The organism is Streptomyces sp. NPDC052236 (assembly GCF_044548015.1).
Taxonomy (GTDB): domain Bacteria; phylum Actinomycetota; class Actinomycetes; order Streptomycetales; family Streptomycetaceae; genus Streptomyces.
The window spans coordinates 42,989-59,597 of the sequence record NZ_JBIUBL010000032.1 but is presented as its reverse complement, the minus strand read 5'-3'; the positions used below and the strand labels follow the sequence as shown (position 1 = coordinate 59,597).

Here is a 16,609-nt window from a genome sequence, read left to right as displayed (position 1 = left end):
CGCAGACAGACCACTTCGTATCACTGGAGGCCGCAACGCCACGGAGACCGTGACTGTTAGCGCACGACTGACAGCTAGGGCTGTTCGCGAGTGCCGCTTGCGCCTTGGACCTCACCGTCCTCTGCGGTGACGACCAGGCCGAAGAGGAGAGCGGCCAGCCGGCCAGAACGTCCGTGAACTCGTCCGCGTCGCGATCCGATCCCGGTCGGTAGGTGCCGAAGCCGAGTTCGGCGTGGACGCGCAGTCCACTGGTTGGTGGTCGCGGCGATGGTCTGCACGATGACCTTGCGGCTGGTCAGCGGCGCTCGCGTCGTTCGGGCAAGCTGTTCTGGCAATTTCCCCCCGATCGTGGTCTGCAAACGATGATTGTCAGTGGTGCGGCGTACCGTGGCATCGACCTGCGGCCGTGAGGGGCGTGGTGAGTCCACAGGGACCTGCACATACGGCTATGGCCGACAGATTTCCGGGGTGGGGTAGACGCGATGATCCTCCCGCACGGCCGTCGACGCCTGACAGCGGAAAAGCGTCGAGCCTGCAACTGCTCCCTGCACCCGTGGGGATGGTCCTTGCATCGAGCAAGGCCACGCACCTCGTCCTGGTGTAGTAGGTCACCGTTCCGGAGCCTTTTCGCAAGCGTCCGACCTGCGACAACGGCCGCAGAGGCTCCGCCCCGAGTACCGGGGTCGGAGCCTCTGCGGGTTGGAAGGGGAATCCGCTGCGGGTGGGTTCGAGACCCTTTCCTGAGCTGGCGCGATCGGCCCAGCGCCCCCTGGGGCCGTCCATTCTGGGCGCGTTCGGGACGCAGTCGGGACACAAGGATAGGAACAGACTGACAAGGGCCGAGAAGCACCGACACGGCTTACCCCATCTGACCTGCTAAAACGTCATGGATGGGCATTGATCGGCAAGGGCAGCCAAGATCCTCAAAGGACTCATAATCCGTCGGCCGTGGGTTCGAGTCCCACCCGCCCCACCACGGCAGGTCAGGAGAAACGTTCTGACCTGCGGAAATGTTCCTCGTGAGGTGCTGGAGCGTCAGCTTTCGCTCAACGGACTGAATCCGCTGCTCGCAAGTCCGTGGTCGGGGCTGCACGCATGTGTTGATGAGCGTCTGACCTGCGATGATGCGTCGGGGGCATACGTGGTGCAAGCCGTGGCAGGTCGATACTGCCCTGGTGTGGGGACAACGTGAGGACATTGGTATTCGGAAGGCGTGGGTGAGGGACTGCGTGCCGGTCTTTTGTCTGCCTGCCGATTGAGGAATCCGATGCGACGGGCATCCAGGGTCGTGCCCGCAGGCCGCGGGATAAGACGCGAGCGGATGACTTCCCGCGGTGCCAAGAAGAATGGCCCCAAGAGAAAACGGCCCAGCCGATGTGCTCGTCCCTGGTGCAGGGAACCGGGCGGTGAGGTCAGCACCGCATCGGCCGATTCTCCGCGCGAGTGGAGGTGAACCGAAGACCCGGCGCCGACGGTGGCGGAGCAGGTGCGGGGAGAGGCCGGTGGCGTGCCGTGGGCCCGTCCGGCCCTGCGGTCCGAGCGGTCGACCTCCACGACCGTGATCCCGCTGGCGGTCAGGAACCGGGCGAGTTCGGTGCCATAGGCCCCAGTCCCCTCTATCCCGACCGCGATGACGTCCCCCTTGGGCGCGCAGCCCGGCCAGCAGCTGCTCGTAGCCGGCCGGCGTCGTCTCGAACGACTGCGTGTCCAGGTGGCGGCCCACCGAATCGATCACTGCGGCTTTCGGATGGATGTGCTGCGTGGGACAATGAGGCAGTGTTCCCGGCCAGTAAGTGGCGGGAGGAGCGGACATGGAGATAAAGCCGCAGGCAGCCGTCATCCCCAAGGACACCGACCATTTCGAGCAGGGGAAGTACGGCCCCGTTTTTCCAAAGACACCAGCGTGTTATGGGTTCACCATCGTCGCGAAGGTCAAGCCTGGCCGCGCCGACGCGATGCGCGAGTACGGCTACACGCTGGCCAAGGCATTGGAGGAAGACCCCCATGTTCTCGCGCCACTGAAGTTGCACTACCTGCGCTGGGTGCTCTTCGACGATGACACGCGCTTCATGTATCAGGGGATCTTCGACACCGATTTCGACAAGTACACCGAGGACGCCATCGCGCTTTTCGGCAAGGCGGGTGTCAACACGGCCTTCGAGAACCTCGAAGGGTTCCCCGAGGACTGGCGGACCAACCCCGAGGCGTTCGTCAGGTTCGTGCGCGAACACCACTGCCCGAGCTTCATCGAGTACGGGGAGTACCCGTACGTCTCCGCCGATGAGATCAAGAAGGCTCTGCGGATCAAGGGTGCCCTGTCGGAGATGCTCGACCAGCTGCAGTGAGAGCGGGCTGTGGCGCGCTTGTCCCACTGCGGATCGGAGACGAGATGAGATGAGCGAGGTCAGGACCGCGCGCACCTACAACCAGAACCACATCCCGCGCCAGTACACCCCCGGTCGGCGCCGGGTGAGCATCTACGTTTCGTGGAGCTATCCGGCCGAGGCGGGCAGGAATCCGGCTGAGCTGGACAACCGGTTCTCCACGATGACGGAGGTCAGGCGGGTGGCCTGGCCCGCCTACGAGGACCCGAAGTGGTCCGACCCGTTGCGGTTCCAGCAGGGCATCGCCGGATCGCTGGAATTGTTCTTCTGGGCCTGGGTGCCGTTCCAGCAGTTCGTCGAGGAGGTCACCGGGCACCCCGTCCCGGTGTATCAGCGCATCGACCAGGCCGGTTTCCCAACCCCGCTCGACGAACGCGTACTGGCCGACACCGACACCCTCTTCGTGTTCGGCCTCGACCACATGGTCACCGGGCAGGAGGCCCGGCCCGAGGAGGTCGAGGCACTGCGGGCCTTTCTCGGCCGGGAGGACGCCTGTGCGGTCCTGGGGCCTCACCATGACGTCGGGGCATCGGACGATCTGGCCGTGCGGGACGTGGAGTACCGCCATCACGGCGATCCCCTGGTCCCCCGCCGGCAGCGGTTCGCCACGCACGTCCGGGGCCTTATGCACGGCCTCGGGGTGCCGGTCGAGAACCGCTACGGACTGCGGCCCGCAACGCGGGAGAAGAACCAGATCGCCCCGTTGTCCATGGTCAGGGACCTGGACGCGAAAGGGTGGCTGGAAGGGGTGACGAACTTCAACTTCCACCAGCATCTTCCGCACTACGCCGTGACCACCGACGAGCCGGATGTCATCCATGTGCTGGCCAGGCAGCCGATCGACACCTCCAGGCCGCATCCGTTCACCGAGGCCGGCAACACCGAGTTCAACATGTTCCTGTGGATGCCGCCGAGCGGTGAGCGGGCCGGCGATGTGCTGCTGGCGGACTCCACGATCTTCAGTTCGCTGTTCGGCGGCGACGAGAGCCTCAGGACCTTCTGGCGGAACCTCGTCTCGAAGTAGCACCCCAGGGAGGAGAGCCGTGGGCAGCCCTACACACGTGGCGTTGGAACTCCACGACATTCAACGCGGGGTTCTCAGTCCACGGCCGACTCCCTACGCGGCGACGTACGTGGTGTTCCGCATCGATGACCGGACAGACGGGCGGGAACTGATGCGACGCGCGAGCGCCGCGGTGACCTCGGCCGCCGACTCGGTCAGCCCCCTGGGGGACACCTGGGTCAGTGTCGCGCTCACCTGTCACGGTCTAAAGGCGCTGGGCGTGCCGCGCGTCTCGCTGGAGTCGTTCGCCTGGGAGTTCCGCCAGGGGATGGCTGCCCGGGCCACAGCGCTGAGCGATGTCGGCGAGAGCAGCCCGGAGAACTGGGAAGCGCCGCTGGGCACGTCGGACGTCCATGTGGTGATCACGGCGGTCGCGCCTGACACCGCGCGGTTGGAGGCGGCCCTCGATCGGGCCCGCCCCGCGTACGACCGCCTCTCCGGTGTGACCGCGATCTGGCGGCAGGACTGTCACGCGCTGCCCACCGAGACCGAGCATTTCGGCTACCGCGACGGTGTCAGCCATCCGGCCGTCGAAGGGAGCGGCATCGCCGGGTCGAACCAACTGGAGGTGCCATTGAAGGCCGGGGAGTTCGTGCTCGGCTATCGGGACGAGATCGGCGGCATCCAGACCCCGCAGCCGGAGGTCCTGGGACGCAATGGCAGCTACGCGGTCTTCCGTAAACTCCACCAGCACGTCGCCGCGTTCCGACGCTATCTGCGGGACAACGCCACCGGCCCCGAAGACGAGGAATTGCTCGCGGCCAAGATCATGGGACGCTGGCGCAGCGGAGCTCCCCTGGCGCTCTGCCCGCAACACGACGATCCCGCTCTCGGCGCGGACCCGCACCGCCGCAACACCTTCCTGTACGAGCGGGACGATCCAGCGGGATTCATCACGCCCGGCGGCTGCCACATCCGCCGGGCCAACCCCCGCGACGCCTCAGTGGCGGGAGCGGTGCGACTGCACCGCATGATCAGACGCGGCGCCGTCTACGGTCCCCCGCTGCCCGAGGGACTTTTGGAGGACGACGGGGCCGGCCGCGGCCTGATGTTCGCGTTCATCGGAGCCCACCTCGGGCGGCAGTTCGAGTTCGTCCAGTCGCAATGGATGAACGACGGCGTCTTCTTCGGCGCGGGCAACACCAAAGACCCCGTCACCGGCTCCCACGACGGCGTCACCGGCTTCACCATTCCCCGGCGGCCACTGCGACGGCGCCTTGCCCCCCTGCCGCGCTTCGTCGCCACCCGCGGCGGCGAGTACTGCTTCCTGCCGGGCCTGAGCGCCCTGCGCTGGCTCGGCGACCTCCAGGACTGACAGGGCGGCGACGCGCCTGGCACCGCAGATGCTCCGCCGCCTGAGGGGAATGCCTCATGGACACCCTGCACATGCTGTTCAACGCCGTCACCGTGATCTTCATCGCAGCCACCATGTTCGCCGCCGGCCTCGGGGCCACCATCGCGGCGCTGCGCTCCATCTTCACCAACGTCCCGCTGCTGTTGCTGGCGCTGCTCACCAACATGGTGCTCATCCCCCTGCTGGGCTGGGGCATGGGTGCGCTGTTCAGCCTCCCCTCGGCAGCGTTCATCGCGCTCGTCCTGGTCGCCTCGTCCCCGGGCGGCCCCTTCGGGGCGAAGCTGGCGATGGTGCAAAACGGCGACGTCGTCGCGGGCGCGGCCATGCAGGTGCTGCTCGCCACCGTCGGCAGCCTCACCTTCGCCCCGACCGTCAACGCCATCCTCAGCGCCGCCGACCTCGGCAAGGGAATCTCCCTCGATGTCGCGACGCTGGTGGGGACTGTGGCCCTCCTGCAGCTCGTACCGTTCGCCATGGGCCTGCTGCTGCGCCGCTACTCCGAGCCCACCGCCCGGTCGTGGCACCCCACGGCGGCCGCGGTGTCGAACGTGACCTTCTTGATCGTGCTGGCGGGCATGCTGGTCGGCAACTGGCGTGACGTCGTCGCACTCCTCGGCTCACTTGCCCTCCTCGCGGGCTTCGTGCTCGCAGCCGCGGCCTTTGCCGTCGGGACACTGCTGGCGACAGGTCCGCCGGTGCGCCGCACCACCATGGGCGGCGTCGCCGCGGTACGCAACGCGGGGCCCGCCCTGGCCGCAATCGGCATCGCCTTCGGCAACCAGCCCGCCGTCCTGGGCGCGCTCGCCGCAGTCCTGCTCAGCGGCCTGGCAGCGGCCCTCCCGATCGCCACGATGCTCAGCGGTCGGCGAAGCGGCCCCGCAGCACCTGATAACACGCGCTGACTAGGGGCGTTAGCTGTTCAGATCTCGAAGGCGTTCAGGGCGGCCTCCCATCGCTGTGACCAGCGTTTGCGGCCCTGCCTGGTGGGGTCGAAGCTCGTGTGGCCATGTAGACACACTTCAGAGCCGCCTGCTCGTTCGGGAAATGTCCGCGGGACCGGACGAGTCACCTCCAGTGCCGCCCGACGGCAGAACCCGACCACGAGCCGCTCATGCATTCCTCCCTTCCGATTTACTCGCGACACCGCGAACACGGCGATCTCAGATGCCACCACTGTCTGCGTGCGAGTGTCGGCAAACGACCGCCTGCCGACACTCGCCCCGTGATCACGAACCCGCAGGTGGGCGCTGTCACGTTGGCTGATGGCGTGGGATGATCTTCTGGTTGATCATGCCGGAGGGGCCATCCGTGGAGAGCAATTCGCCGTCGTACAGGGGGCACCGGTACCCGGTCGAGGTCATCTCCCACTGCGTGTGGCTGTACCACCGCTTCCCGCTGTCGTTCCGCGAGGTGGAGGAGCTGATGCTGGAGCGCGGTGTGACCGTCTCGTACGAGACGGACCGGCACCGTCGGCCTGCCCACCACAACCTGAGCACAGCCGCAACCCGGCCACACCACGCCCTGACACTGCTTCACCCGACGATTTATCTCGATAAGTTGACAGCGCAGGTCGGCCGTTTTGTCTGCACCGTGCAGCTGCTGCGCTACCTCACGGATGCGCCGCTGCGGCGGCGGGTGACCGAGGCGCCAAACAAGGTTGAGTCGTTCAACCGGTTCAGTGGATCAACTTCGGCAACCAGGGCGTCGTCGCCGAGAACAACCCCGTTGAGCAGGAGAAGGCGATGAAGTGCAACGCCCTTCTCACCAGCGCGGTGATCTTCCACATCGACCTGGATATCGCGGAGGTCGTCCGTCAACTGCTGAAGGACGGTCAAAGGCGCCGGTGGCGGCGCCAGTACCAGAGCGCGCCGACCGCGGCGGACGCCGTGGCCAAGGTGATGCCGAGGACCGGCCAGCGGCTGTCGGCCATACGCAGGCCGGTCAGGAAGGTCACGGCGGTCAGGACGAGCGGCACGAGGAGCGAGAGGAGCGCGCGGAGTGCGGCCGCCACTACTTCTGGTTCGGGGCGGGAGATCCGGTGGCGCGGGGCGGGTGCGGTGTCGGCGAAGTAGTAGGCGAGGACACGGTCCGCCAGGCGGGCGTCGGCGCGCTGGTAGGTCACCGCCATGTACGGGAGCCAGACGAGGGGGGCGACCAGTCCGACCAGGAAGACCACGCCGAGGAGCAGCCACCGCCAGGCCTGGGCGGCGACCTGGCGTACGCGTCGGCCCGCGGCCTGACTCTCATCGGGTGGCGTGAGCACGCCGAGGAGGTGGGCCATGCGCAGGGTGACGTCCCACAGGGCCACCCATCGCTTCCAGCGGGCGGGGGCGCCGCCGGCACGACCGGTGCGGGCGAGCGCATGCTGCGCCTGCCAGGTGTCCTTGTACACGCCTTGGAGGACGAGGAGTTCGCCGGCGCGGGCGCTCGCCGTGGGGTCGCGGCCGTCGAGGGCGGCCAGCTCCAGGACCGTACGTGCCTGGTGGAGCAGCGCCGCGCAGAACGCCACGGGAATGAGGACGAGGAACGGGCCGCCCACGAGGGAACCTTCCGATACAACGGTCCGTCGGCCGCGAGCGACCACCTGGGCCCGGAGCTCCGCCTCGGTGGCGTTGGGGTGGTTCCGCCGAAGTGAGGCGATTGCTTCGGGCACGGCCGGACCGATGCGGCGGACGGCGAAGTCGGCGAGGAGTTCGGGGAGGTGCCCGGGATCGGTGACGATCGACGCCAGCAGCGAACGTTCAGGGGAGGGCTCCTTGCGGGAACCCGCAGTTTTCAGATTCTCCCGGTGCGACACAGATCCCATCTATCACGAATCGCCCTAATCGGGAAGGATGGTCAGTTCTCTCCTCTTTCGTCCCGCCCTCTCAAGCTCTCGGCTCCGATCGAGTGGGGGACCTCCAGCGCCCTGGGACTCCCCCAATCCCCGTGTCGCGCTTCGTACCCGTCTTCATGTGACCGACGAGTCGAGAGCGTCGACCAGGTGCACCACCTCGCTCACGGTCGTCATCTGCGCGTCCCGGGACGGCGAATTTGAGCGACGAACCGCAGGTGGAACGACTCCTTGGTGGCGGCCCTGATCCGTTCCGGGGAGTGCCGCGCCGCCCGCGGCTTCTCCGGCACACCCGCGGCCCAGTGGGCGGCGTTGCCGAACGCGGGTGCCACGTGCACAGGGGGACGTGAAGCGTGAGCAGCGGCCCCTCGGGGGTGCCGACCTCCGCCACGGTCAGCAGGGCGCGGGCGTGGGCGTAGAGCCAGCCGGGCAAGGGCAGGCGATGCCCTGGTGAACGGGGCATTGGCCCCTGTGCGCCGTGCGCAGGGGCAGGAGGACTGGGATGCTGGGTGAAGAGGCGCAGCCCATGACCTGACCTGGACGGACAGTGGTGGTGAGCCCTGTGGCAGAGACCGGCGAGAACGCTCCAGGGCCGACCGGTCCCACCGTTCCGTCCACCGATCCCCTGGGGGACCCGTTTCTGCGCACCCGGATCGCGCTGCCGACGAGACCCGCCACGTACCTGCGGCGGCAGCGACTCGTCGACCACCTCGACCAGGCTCTCCGGACACCGATGACCCTGCTCAACGGTGCCGCTGGCGCGGGCAAGACCCTGCTGGCCGCCGACTGGGCCGCCGGCCTGCGGCAGCCCGTAGCCTGGCTCACCGTTGAAGTGGGGGACCGGCGTCCCGGGGTGTTCTGGGCGTACGTCATTCAGGCCCTGCGCGCCTGCGGTGCGCCCGCATCCGACGCGGTCGCGGCCCCCGCGGATGCGACCGGGGTGGACCAAAGGCTGCTGGCAGCGCTCGCCGCCGAGCTGAATGATCGCGACCGGACCGTGGTCCTCGTGCTCGACGAGTACGACCGCGTGACCGCTCCGGAGGTCGCGGAGCAACTGGAATTCGTCCTGCACCACGCCGGGCGGGGCCTGCACCTCGTCCTCGTCACCCGCACTGAACCGCTCCTTCCGCTGCACCGCTATCGGGCGGCCGGCGAGCTGACGGAGATCCGCGCCGCCGAGCTGGCCTTCACCCCCGAGGAGGCCGTCGCACTCCTTGAGCTGCACGGTCTGAGCCTTCCGGTCCACGCCGCGCGCGCCCTGGTGGACCGCACCCGGGGCTGGGCCGCCGGCTTGCGCCTGTCTGCCCTGGCCGCTCGGGAGAGCGACCACCCGGAGCTCTACCTGAAGGAGTTCGAGGCGGACCGCAGTACGATCGCGGACTTTTTGCTGGCCGAGGTTCTCAAGGGTCAGCCGGAGGAGACACAGGACCTCCTGCTGCGCGTCAGCGTCCTGGAGCGTTTCTGTCCCGATCTGGCCAACACGCTGACCCTCCGGACCGATGCCGAGCCCATTCTCGCCGGGCTGCACCGCAAGAACGCATTCGTCGAGCACCTCGGGCGCTCGTGGTACCGGCTCCACCCGCTGTTCGGGGAGATACTCCGGGCCCATCTGCGCGTGCGCCTGCCCGGCCTGGAGCCGGAACTCCACCGGCGGGCCGCGCGGTGGCTGCGTCGTTCCGGATTCCTGCGGGAGACACTCGCCCACGGTGCCGCCGCGGGCGACTGGGATTTCGCCGCCGGTGCCCTCGTCGACGATCTGGCGATCGGCCAGGTTTTCACCGGCCTGCGCTCAGGCGACCTGGCCCGGTTGTTCTCCCGCATGAGGCCCGGGGCGAGGAGCCCCGCGACGGACCTCGTGCGTGCGGCCCGCGACCTTGCCCAGTGCGACGTCGACCGTGGTCTGGCTCGCCTGCGCCACGCCGAGGAACGTCTGGCCGCCGGCGCGTCCGAACCGGTGCCTGACGTGGTGCCCGACCGGGCAGCCGCCCAGCTGAGCTGTGCGCTGCTCGAGGCACTGGCCGCCCGGCTGACCGGATGTCCCCCACAGGCCGAAAAGGCCGCCGAAGCGGCCGATGAACTGCGGCAGCAAGTCCCGGCACACCTCCTGGACAAGCATCCCGAACTCACCGCCCTCCTGCTGACCCATCTGGGATCGGCCCGCCTGTGGGCCGGGCGCTTCGAGGACGCGCGCGCCGCCCTAACCACGGCGGCCGGCGCTCCCGGCGGAGCCTCCACCGTGCTGCCCCGGGAGGACTCGATGGAACACCTGGCCCTGCTCGACTATCTGAGCGGCTGGCCCGGCCGGGCGGAGCGCAAGGCCTTGGTGGCGGTGTCCGAGGCGGAACGGGGCGGCCTTCCCCAGCCGTCCGGCTCCGGCATCGGGCAGCTGGTCCTGGCCGCCGTGGCCGTCGACCGCCATGAGCTGGGCCGTGCCCAAGCCCTCCTCGACGAGACGGCCCGGTTCCCATCGGGACAGCGTGATCCGGTGATGGCGGCTGGACGAGCCCTCGCTACAGCTCGCCTCCTGCTGGTCAGGGGCAAGGCGCGAGCCGCCGTCGAGGCGGCGGCCCCGGCCGTCGCCGCCGCCGTGGCCTCACCCTGGGCGACAGGCCATGAAGCGCTCGTCGCCTCCGCCGCCCACCTGGCCGAAGGACGGCCGGACCAAGCCGCCGAAGTGCTCCAGGGCGTGTCCGGCGACCAGCCGACGTGTGCCGTGGAGGCCGCGGCGATCCAGGTCGCCGCAGGCCGTACCAGGGCGGCCATCGACCTGCTCGACAGCATCCGCACCGCGGGCCGGGCCGGGCCGGCGGTGACCGTGAGGGCAGCGCTGGTGAGGGCTCAGGCCGCGGAGAGGGCGGGAGACACCGCCACCGCCCGCAGGCTTGTGGCACAGGCGCTCCTCGACGCCCGGCGGGAGCGGCTGCGGCGCCCGTTCCTCGATGCCGGAGCGTGGATCCGGCCTCTCCTGGCCACGGCTCCGCTGCACGAGCTGGCAGCGGGCTGGCTCACGCCCGGCCCGCCGCGACGCGGTGAGCAACCCCGGCCGAAGGCGCTGCCCCCGCCGCTCGTCGCGGTGGAACTGAGCGGACGCGAGCGCGACGTCCTGGAGCGGCTGGCCCGGATGATGTCGACGGAGGAGATCGCCGCCGACCTGTACGTGTCGGTGAACACGGTGAAAACCCACCTCAAGAGCGTCTACCGGAAGCTGGCGGTGAACCGGCGAGGCGACGCGGTGCGCCGCGCGCACGACCTGAGACTGCTGTGAACGCGCGTCGGTGAGAGCGTCCGGCGCCCGCCTTCCCCACCGGCAGGACATCACAGGGGTGATGCCCTTCCCCCGTGGCGGGTGAGGCAAGAGACGCGTACTTCGGTTGCGATGGGCAGGAGCGGCGGGGCGTGTGCCGGCCACTGCCCGGCCGACTCCGCCGGCGTACCGGCCGACTTGGCGAGGTGGACAGCGTGAAGCATTGGCGGGCTCTGATCGTCCTCGGTACGGCCCAGTTCCTCATGGTTCTGGACACCTCCGTCATGAACGTGTCCATCAGTCAGCTGGTCGAGGACTTCGACACGGAGGTCACCGCCATCCAGGCCGTCATCACTCTGTACGCGCTGGTCATGGCGGCGTTCATGATCATCGGCGGCAGGTTCGGGGACATCCTGGGGCGTCGCCGCATGTTCCTTCTGGGGCTGGTCGTCTACGGCGTGGGGTCGGCCCTGACCGCCGTGGCACCCAGTCTGTGGGTCCTCACGCTGGGCTGGTCCGTCATCGAGGGACTCGGAGCCGCCATGGTGCTGCCGGCCATGGCCGCCCTCGTCGCGGAGTCGTACCGCGGGCGGGACCGGGCCATCGCCTACGCGATCATCGGCGGGCTCGCCGGCGCCGGGATCGCGGTCGGCCCGCTGCTGGGCGGCTGGGTGACGACGTACCTCACCTGGCGGCTGGTCTTCGCCGGCGAGGTCGTGGTCGTCCTGGCCGTCCTGCTGTGCCGCCGGGTGATCGCGGAGCCCGCCCCGACCGGCCCGCGCCCCCGGCTGGACGGTGTCGGTGCGGTGCTCTCCGCGGCCGGACTGGGGCTGGGCGTGCTCGGGGTGCTGCAGAGCAGCACCTGGGGATGGGTGCAGCCCCGCAACCCTCCCTTCACCGTCCTCGGCTTCGCCCCGACGCTCTTCGTCATCGGCGCCGGAGCAGCCGTACTGGCCGTCTTCCGGCACTGGGAGCGGCGGCGCGACGACCAGGGCGCCGACCCCCTCGTGCACCTGTCCCTGCTGGGCAGGCCCGTCCTGCGGTCCGGCCTGATGACGCTGCTGAGCCAGAACCTCATCCTGCTGGGGCTGTTCTTCACCATCCCGCTGTACTTGCAGGTGGTTCAGGGATTCGACGCCTTCGAGACGGGGCTGCGCCTGCTCCCGGTGTCCGTCACCATGCTCGTGACCTCCCTGTGCGGGTCCTCGCTGGGGCGGGTGATGGGGCCGCGCCGGGTGGTCCGGCTGGCCCTGGTGACCCTGGCGGCGGCCATCGTGTGGCTGCTGGCCACCATCGACCCGGTCATCGACGACGCGCAGTTCGCCGGAGCCATGGCCCTGCTGGGCGTGGGCGTCGGCCTGCTCGCCTCGCAGCTGGGCAACGTCGTCCAGTCCAGCGTCGGCGAGGAGGAACGCAGTGAGGCCGGAGGGCTCCAGTTCACGGCGCAGAATCTGGGCTCCGCGCTGGGCACCGCGCTCATCGGGTCGATTCTCATCGGTGCACTGGCCCACGCCTTCACTACGCAGGTGGCGGACAACCCGCGGCTGTCCGAAGAGACCCGTGAGCAGGTCGGCGTCGCTCTCCAGGCCGGGATCACCTTCGTCTCCACCGATCAGGTGCGCTCGGCGGCCGAGCGTGCCGGGTTGCCACCGTCCGAGGTCGACACCGTCGCGGACTCCTACGCCTCCGCCCAGCTCGACGGTCTGAAGGCGGCGATCCTGGCCACCGGCGGCATCGCTCTCGCCAGTTTCCTGGTCACACCGCACCTGCCGACCGCCCGGGAAAGCCGTCCGCGGCAGCCGGACGCCGGTGCTCCGGCCGGAGCGACCGGAGCGACGCACTGAGTCCGAAGGGAGTCACCGGTGTCCAGGGCGAGGACCAGGACCGGCCCGACCACGGCCCGCAGAGCGCGCCGTGCCGAGCGCCGGGCCCACGCGAACTACACGGGCGGCGTCTACGGATCCATGCTCGCGGCCTCCGTGGTGATCGGCGCCGGCTCCCTGGGCTCGTTCCCCCGCACCGAGCTGGTGCTGCTGCTGTTGCTCACCGGCGTGGTGTTCTGGATCGCGCACGTGCATGCCCAGCTGTTCGGGGCGCGCCTGGCGCAACAGGCCCTGGATCGCCAGGTCGTACTGCACGTGTGCCGTGACGAGTGGCCGATCGTCAAGGCCGCCGTCCCGCCGGCCGCCGTGGTGGCCGTCAGCCCGCTCCTGGGCCTGGACGTGCGAGGCGCCCTCTGGCTGGCTCTCTCCGTCGCCGTGGCAGGCCAGGTGGGCTGGTCCGTGGCCGCGGCACGCCGCGCCGGTGCTTCGCCGCGGCTCATGGCCGCCACCGCATCGGTCAACCTGCTGATCGGCCTGCTGATCATCTCCTTCAAGATCGTTCTTACCCACTGAGAAAGCGTCGATCCGTGGCGTCCGTCACCGGGCCACGGGTCACCTGTACCGGGTGAGGTCCGAAGGAGCACGGAGGCGGACGATCGCAGGGAAGGGCGCCGTCCGCCTGTCCAAGGCAGTCCATGGGAGGACAGCTCGTGCGCTACGAGATCCGAGTCGAGGGACACCTGTCGGAAACGCTGGCCGAAGCCTTCCCGGAGTTGGGCCACGTGGTGATGTCCGGCCAGACCGTCCTGTTCGGACCTGTTGTGGACGAAGCGCACTTGTACGGGCTGCTGGCACGCTGTCAGTCACTGGGACTGCGTGTCGTGGAGATGCGGCAGTTGCCGGATTGATGGGACCGGGCGGTGTGCGACACCGGAGCACTCGAAGGGCCATGAGCGACGACCGGCCGGCCCGCTCGGCTATGTTCACGACTTTCCTCATGGACGAAGCCACCCGCTGGACGGCAAACCGTGCACATGTCCCGATGACAGTGTCCGTACCCGGAATACCCCTGGAACCGCGGTGCTGCTGCCCAGCCGCCGTGGGGCACACGCTTCCCCTGGCCTGGGCGAACTCGGTGAGCGCGCGGTCGAAGCGGTCGCTGCCGCCCAGGTGGGCGGAGAGGAATCGCCCGAGCGGGCGTGGGCCCGTGCCAGGGACGCCCCGCGCAGTCGGCCGAAGAGGGAGAGCAGGCCCGGCCCCATGGTCTCCGGCCGTGCGATGCCCTTCCAGTCCCACAGCTGGCGCACGTAGAAATCCCGGCCCTGCCCGTCGACGCCCACGACGTGCGTCCAGCCCGGGAAGATGTCGCCGGCCGTCTGCATCAGGCGCTGTCCGGCCACCACCCGGCGGCCCTGGTGTCGTAGCGTTCGCCGCCCGTGCGGGCGGCCAGCACCGACTCCTGGCCCTCCTTGGCCTGCAGCAGCGGGTCGTCGTCGTCCCTGCCGAGCAGGAGCAGCACCCAGCAGCGCGTACCGACACTGCGCAGGCACCTGTTGCGCCATTACCGCCTGGTGGTGTGGACATGGCCCGAAAGGTGGTGGGCGTCGGCCGGTGCGATGCGCCGGCCCCCGGCCGTGACGCGGGTGAGCTTCGCGAAGGCCCGGAGATGACGCGTGCGGGCCCGGGCCGTGGCTCTGGCGGTACGGCGCTCGGCCTCCCTGTCCATCGACGAGGCCGGCAGTTCCCGCATCCGGTCGGCGTCGTTCCTGGGCGTAGAAAATGTCCAGGGTGCGCACGCCGGCGAACTCGCGCATCCGCTCCCGGTACGCCCTCACGCAGGCCTGCACGGTGCTGTTCTGCCCTTCGAGCGAGAAGCCGTTCGCCCGGCCCGCCGTCACGAAACCGGCTGCCAGCCGCTTGACGTCCTATTCGAACGGCCGGGCAAGGTCTCGTCGAAGTCGTTGATGTCGAAGACCAGACGGCGCTCCGGCGAGGCGAGCAGCCGGAAGTTCAGCGGATGGGCGTCCCCGCAGAGCTGCACCTGCAGACCGGTGTTGGAGAGGGGCCACAGGTCGCTGTCGTGATCACGGCCGCGCTGCGGTAGGAGCGGAACCGCGACTCCAACATGCGGCCGTAGCGGATCGGGTACATATTCGGCCGACTGACGCTCTATCACCTCAATCGGGTCGCCGCCGCGCCGTCTCGTACCAGCCGTGGCACGAACGCGACGCCCGCCTGCGCGCGTTCCTGCCGTACGCCGCTCGCTCGGCCGGTGACAGTGAGGCGGTGAAAGCACTGGGTACGGTCATGACCCGGCCTCCCGGTCCGGCGTCCCGGCGTCGGTGCCGGAACGCTGCTGAGCCGACGGCCCGCGGCGCTGCTGGCGCAGCCCCGTCCGGACCGCGCTCGCCAGCACCCGTGCGGCGATGCCCACGAACAGCAGCCCGCCCGCCATCTGCAGCATCGTCAGAACGCGCCCGGTCTGGGAACGCGCCGTGATGTCCCCATAGCCGACGGTGCTGAATGTGGTCAAAGTGAAGTACAAGGCGTCCGTCCTCGTCAGCGGCTCGCTGAAGGAGTCCGGGGCGGAGCGGTCCAGCAGGTAGTAGGCGCCGGCGAAGAGAACCAGGTACAGCACCAGCGTGGCGGCCAAGGCCTCGACGGCCTTCAGGCGCGGGTGGGGTGAGCGCACGATGACCCGCACCTCCCAGCAGAACACCAGCAGGACCGCCACCAGGCCGCACACGAGCAGCGCCGACGCACCAGCGGTGCCGCGCTCCTCCAGAGGCAGCAGGTAGTAGGCAGTGACGAGTCCGACGGCGATGAGTACGGCGCGGGCGACGGCGACGACCGCCGCCCACCGGCCGGGGCGAAGCCGCCGGCGCCACCGGCGCGCGTCCGGCCCGGACCTGGCGCGGTCCGTCCGGGCAGTGCTCGGATCGCTCATCTCGTGTCTCTTCGTTCCGTCCGGCCGGAAGGCCGATGGGCCGGGCACCGGGAGATTCCCACCTCACCGCCACGGCGGCGTCGCCGGATCACCCGTGGTGGGTGACCCCGGCACCCGGCGACAGGCGTGACCCTGGAGCGGTCAGGCTCGCACACCGCCCATCGCACACCGCTCTGTCGGCGGTCCGGAGGCGACCACTCGATCACGCCAGGAGGAGTCATGACCATGCCGCACGGTCCGGCGTCGCGTACCGAACAGGAACACGAGCCCGACGGGGCGGCCCCCGGTCCGATGGGCGACTCCGCATACGTACTCGCGCGGCTCGGCCGTTCATGGACCTGGCTCCTGGGCTCGGCCGTCGCGACGCTGGTGCCGGGCGTCCTGGTACTGGTCTGGCCGGAGGCGACCCTGCACGTCCTGGCAGTCCTCATCGGCCTGTACCTGCTGGCGACCGGAGCGTTCCGGTTCGTGGACGTCTTCGCGAGGGAGGGGCCCGAACGGCTCCCGGGGCTGCTCCTGGCCGTGCTGTACGTCCTGGCCGGGGTGCTGTGCCTGCGGAACCCGCTGCAGACGATCACCGCGCTCTCGCTGATCGTCGGGGTCGTCTGGCTGGGGTCCGGCATCCTCACCCTCTACACGGCCATCGCCGCCGAGAACCTGCCGCACCGTGGCGTCGTCCTGGGCGCCGCGGTGCTCGGCATCGTCGCGGGGATCGTGGTCCTCGCCCTGCCGGCCGAGTCGGCCCGCGCCCTGACCCGGCTGCTCGGCCTGTGGCTCGTCCTGCTCGGCCTGGCCGAGACGGTGGTCGCCCTCGCGTGGCGGGCCGCGCTCCGAAAGAAGCACACCACGGGACCGCACGCCCCCGCCGCGACGGCCTGACACCGCACCCGCCGCTCCGGCAGGCGGAGCGGACACACCGGACCCGCGACGGTCGCCTCCGCCTCCGTCGCCCCGAACGGCG

General features: G+C 69.7%; 12 protein-coding genes and 4 pseudogenes. 11 read left to right on the top strand and 5 right to left on the bottom strand.

What is annotated here, in order from left to right; all coding sequences use genetic code 11:
• Positions 1 to 1,811 precede the first annotated feature (1,811 nt).
• The 4 genes from ACIHCQ_RS37415 to ACIHCQ_RS37400 are packed head-to-tail and all read left to right on the top strand — an operon-like array spanning position 1,812 to position 5,703.
• The gene (locus ACIHCQ_RS37415; RefSeq protein ID WP_399672779.1) at positions 1,812 to 2,345 is read left to right on the top strand and encodes a hypothetical protein; all 534 of its coding nucleotides are present in this window, start codon (positions 1,812 to 1,814) and stop codon (positions 2,343 to 2,345) included.
• Between the two features lie 49 nt (positions 2,346 to 2,394).
• On the top strand, positions 2,395 to 3,408 hold the full coding sequence (locus ACIHCQ_RS37410) for a hypothetical protein (RefSeq protein ID WP_399672777.1): 1,014 nt from the start codon (positions 2,395 to 2,397) through the stop codon (positions 3,406 to 3,408).
• Between the two features lie 19 nt (positions 3,409 to 3,427).
• Positions 3,428 to 4,762 carry a Dyp-type peroxidase gene (locus tag ACIHCQ_RS37405; protein WP_399672775.1) on the top strand — a complete coding sequence of 445 codons (1,335 nt, stop codon included), beginning with the start codon at positions 3,428 to 3,430 and terminating at the stop codon, positions 4,760 to 4,762.
• Between the two features lie 56 nt (positions 4,763 to 4,818).
• Positions 4,819 to 5,703, top strand: a complete 885-nt coding sequence (locus ACIHCQ_RS37400; protein ID WP_399672773.1) for a hypothetical protein — start codon at positions 4,819 to 4,821, stop codon at positions 5,701 to 5,703.
• Between the two features lie 17 nt (positions 5,704 to 5,720).
• Here the strand turns inward: ACIHCQ_RS37400 and ACIHCQ_RS37395 are convergent.
• A pseudogene (locus ACIHCQ_RS37395) lies at positions 5,721 to 5,863 on the bottom strand (IS256 family transposase); the annotation flags it as partial.
• Positions 5,864 to 6,091: 228 nt separating this feature from the next.
• Between ACIHCQ_RS37395 and ACIHCQ_RS37390 the strand changes: the two are divergent.
• Positions 6,092 to 6,265, top strand: a pseudogene (locus ACIHCQ_RS37390) (IS6 family transposase); the annotation flags it as partial.
• Positions 6,239 to 6,579 (top strand): annotated as a pseudogene (locus ACIHCQ_RS37385) (Tn3 family transposase); the annotation flags it as partial. The pseudogenes ACIHCQ_RS37390 and ACIHCQ_RS37385, both read left to right, overlap by 27 nt.
• A gap of 53 nt (positions 6,580 to 6,632) precedes the next feature.
• Here ACIHCQ_RS37385 and ACIHCQ_RS37380 read toward each other — a convergent pair.
• Positions 6,633 to 7,607 (bottom strand): hypothetical protein, encoded by a 975-nt coding sequence (locus tag ACIHCQ_RS37380; protein ID WP_399672771.1) that lies wholly within the window; start codon positions 7,605 to 7,607, stop codon positions 6,633 to 6,635.
• A gap of 200 nt (positions 7,608 to 7,807) precedes the next feature.
• A complete protein-coding gene (locus ACIHCQ_RS37375; protein ID WP_399672769.1) occupies positions 7,808 to 7,966 on the bottom strand; it encodes a hypothetical protein in 159 nt (52 codons plus the stop codon).
• Between the two features lie 230 nt (positions 7,967 to 8,196).
• Between ACIHCQ_RS37375 and ACIHCQ_RS37370 the strand changes: the two genes are divergently transcribed.
• The 4 genes from ACIHCQ_RS37370 to ACIHCQ_RS37355 all read left to right on the top strand — a co-directional run bounded on the left by ACIHCQ_RS37370 (position 8,197) and on the right by ACIHCQ_RS37355 (position 13,609).
• Positions 8,197 to 10,899: a LuxR C-terminal-related transcriptional regulator gene (locus ACIHCQ_RS37370; RefSeq protein WP_399672767.1), complete on the top strand. Its 2,703-nt coding sequence runs from the start codon at positions 8,197 to 8,199 to the stop codon at positions 10,897 to 10,899.
• Positions 10,900 to 11,093: 194 nt separating this feature from the next.
• Positions 11,094 to 12,722, top strand: a complete 1,629-nt coding sequence (locus tag ACIHCQ_RS37365; RefSeq protein ID WP_399672765.1) for an MFS transporter — start codon at positions 11,094 to 11,096, stop codon at positions 12,720 to 12,722.
• Between the two features lie 18 nt (positions 12,723 to 12,740).
• The gene (locus tag ACIHCQ_RS37360; protein ID WP_399672763.1) at positions 12,741 to 13,274 is read left to right on the top strand and encodes a hypothetical protein; all 534 of its coding nucleotides are present in this window, start codon (positions 12,741 to 12,743) and stop codon (positions 13,272 to 13,274) included.
• Between the two features lie 137 nt (positions 13,275 to 13,411).
• Positions 13,412 to 13,609, top strand: a complete 198-nt coding sequence (locus ACIHCQ_RS37355) for a hypothetical protein (RefSeq protein ID WP_399672833.1) — start codon at positions 13,412 to 13,414, stop codon at positions 13,607 to 13,609.
• A gap of 211 nt (positions 13,610 to 13,820) precedes the next feature.
• Here the strand turns inward: ACIHCQ_RS37355 and ACIHCQ_RS37350 are convergent.
• Positions 13,821 to 15,010 (bottom strand): annotated as a pseudogene (locus ACIHCQ_RS37350) (DUF2252 family protein); the annotation flags it as partial.
• Positions 15,007 to 15,648: a potassium channel family protein gene (locus ACIHCQ_RS37345; protein WP_399672761.1), complete on the bottom strand. Its 642-nt coding sequence runs from the start codon at positions 15,646 to 15,648 to the stop codon at positions 15,007 to 15,009. The pseudogene ACIHCQ_RS37350 and the gene ACIHCQ_RS37345, both read right to left, overlap by 4 nt.
• A gap of 219 nt (positions 15,649 to 15,867) precedes the next feature.
• Here ACIHCQ_RS37345 and ACIHCQ_RS37340 point away from each other — a divergent pair, with 219 nt between their 5' ends.
• Positions 15,868 to 16,527, top strand: coding sequence for an HdeD family acid-resistance protein (locus ACIHCQ_RS37340; protein ID WP_399672759.1), 660 nt, complete (start codon positions 15,868 to 15,870; stop codon positions 16,525 to 16,527).
• Positions 16,528 to 16,609: the final 82 nt, after the last annotated feature.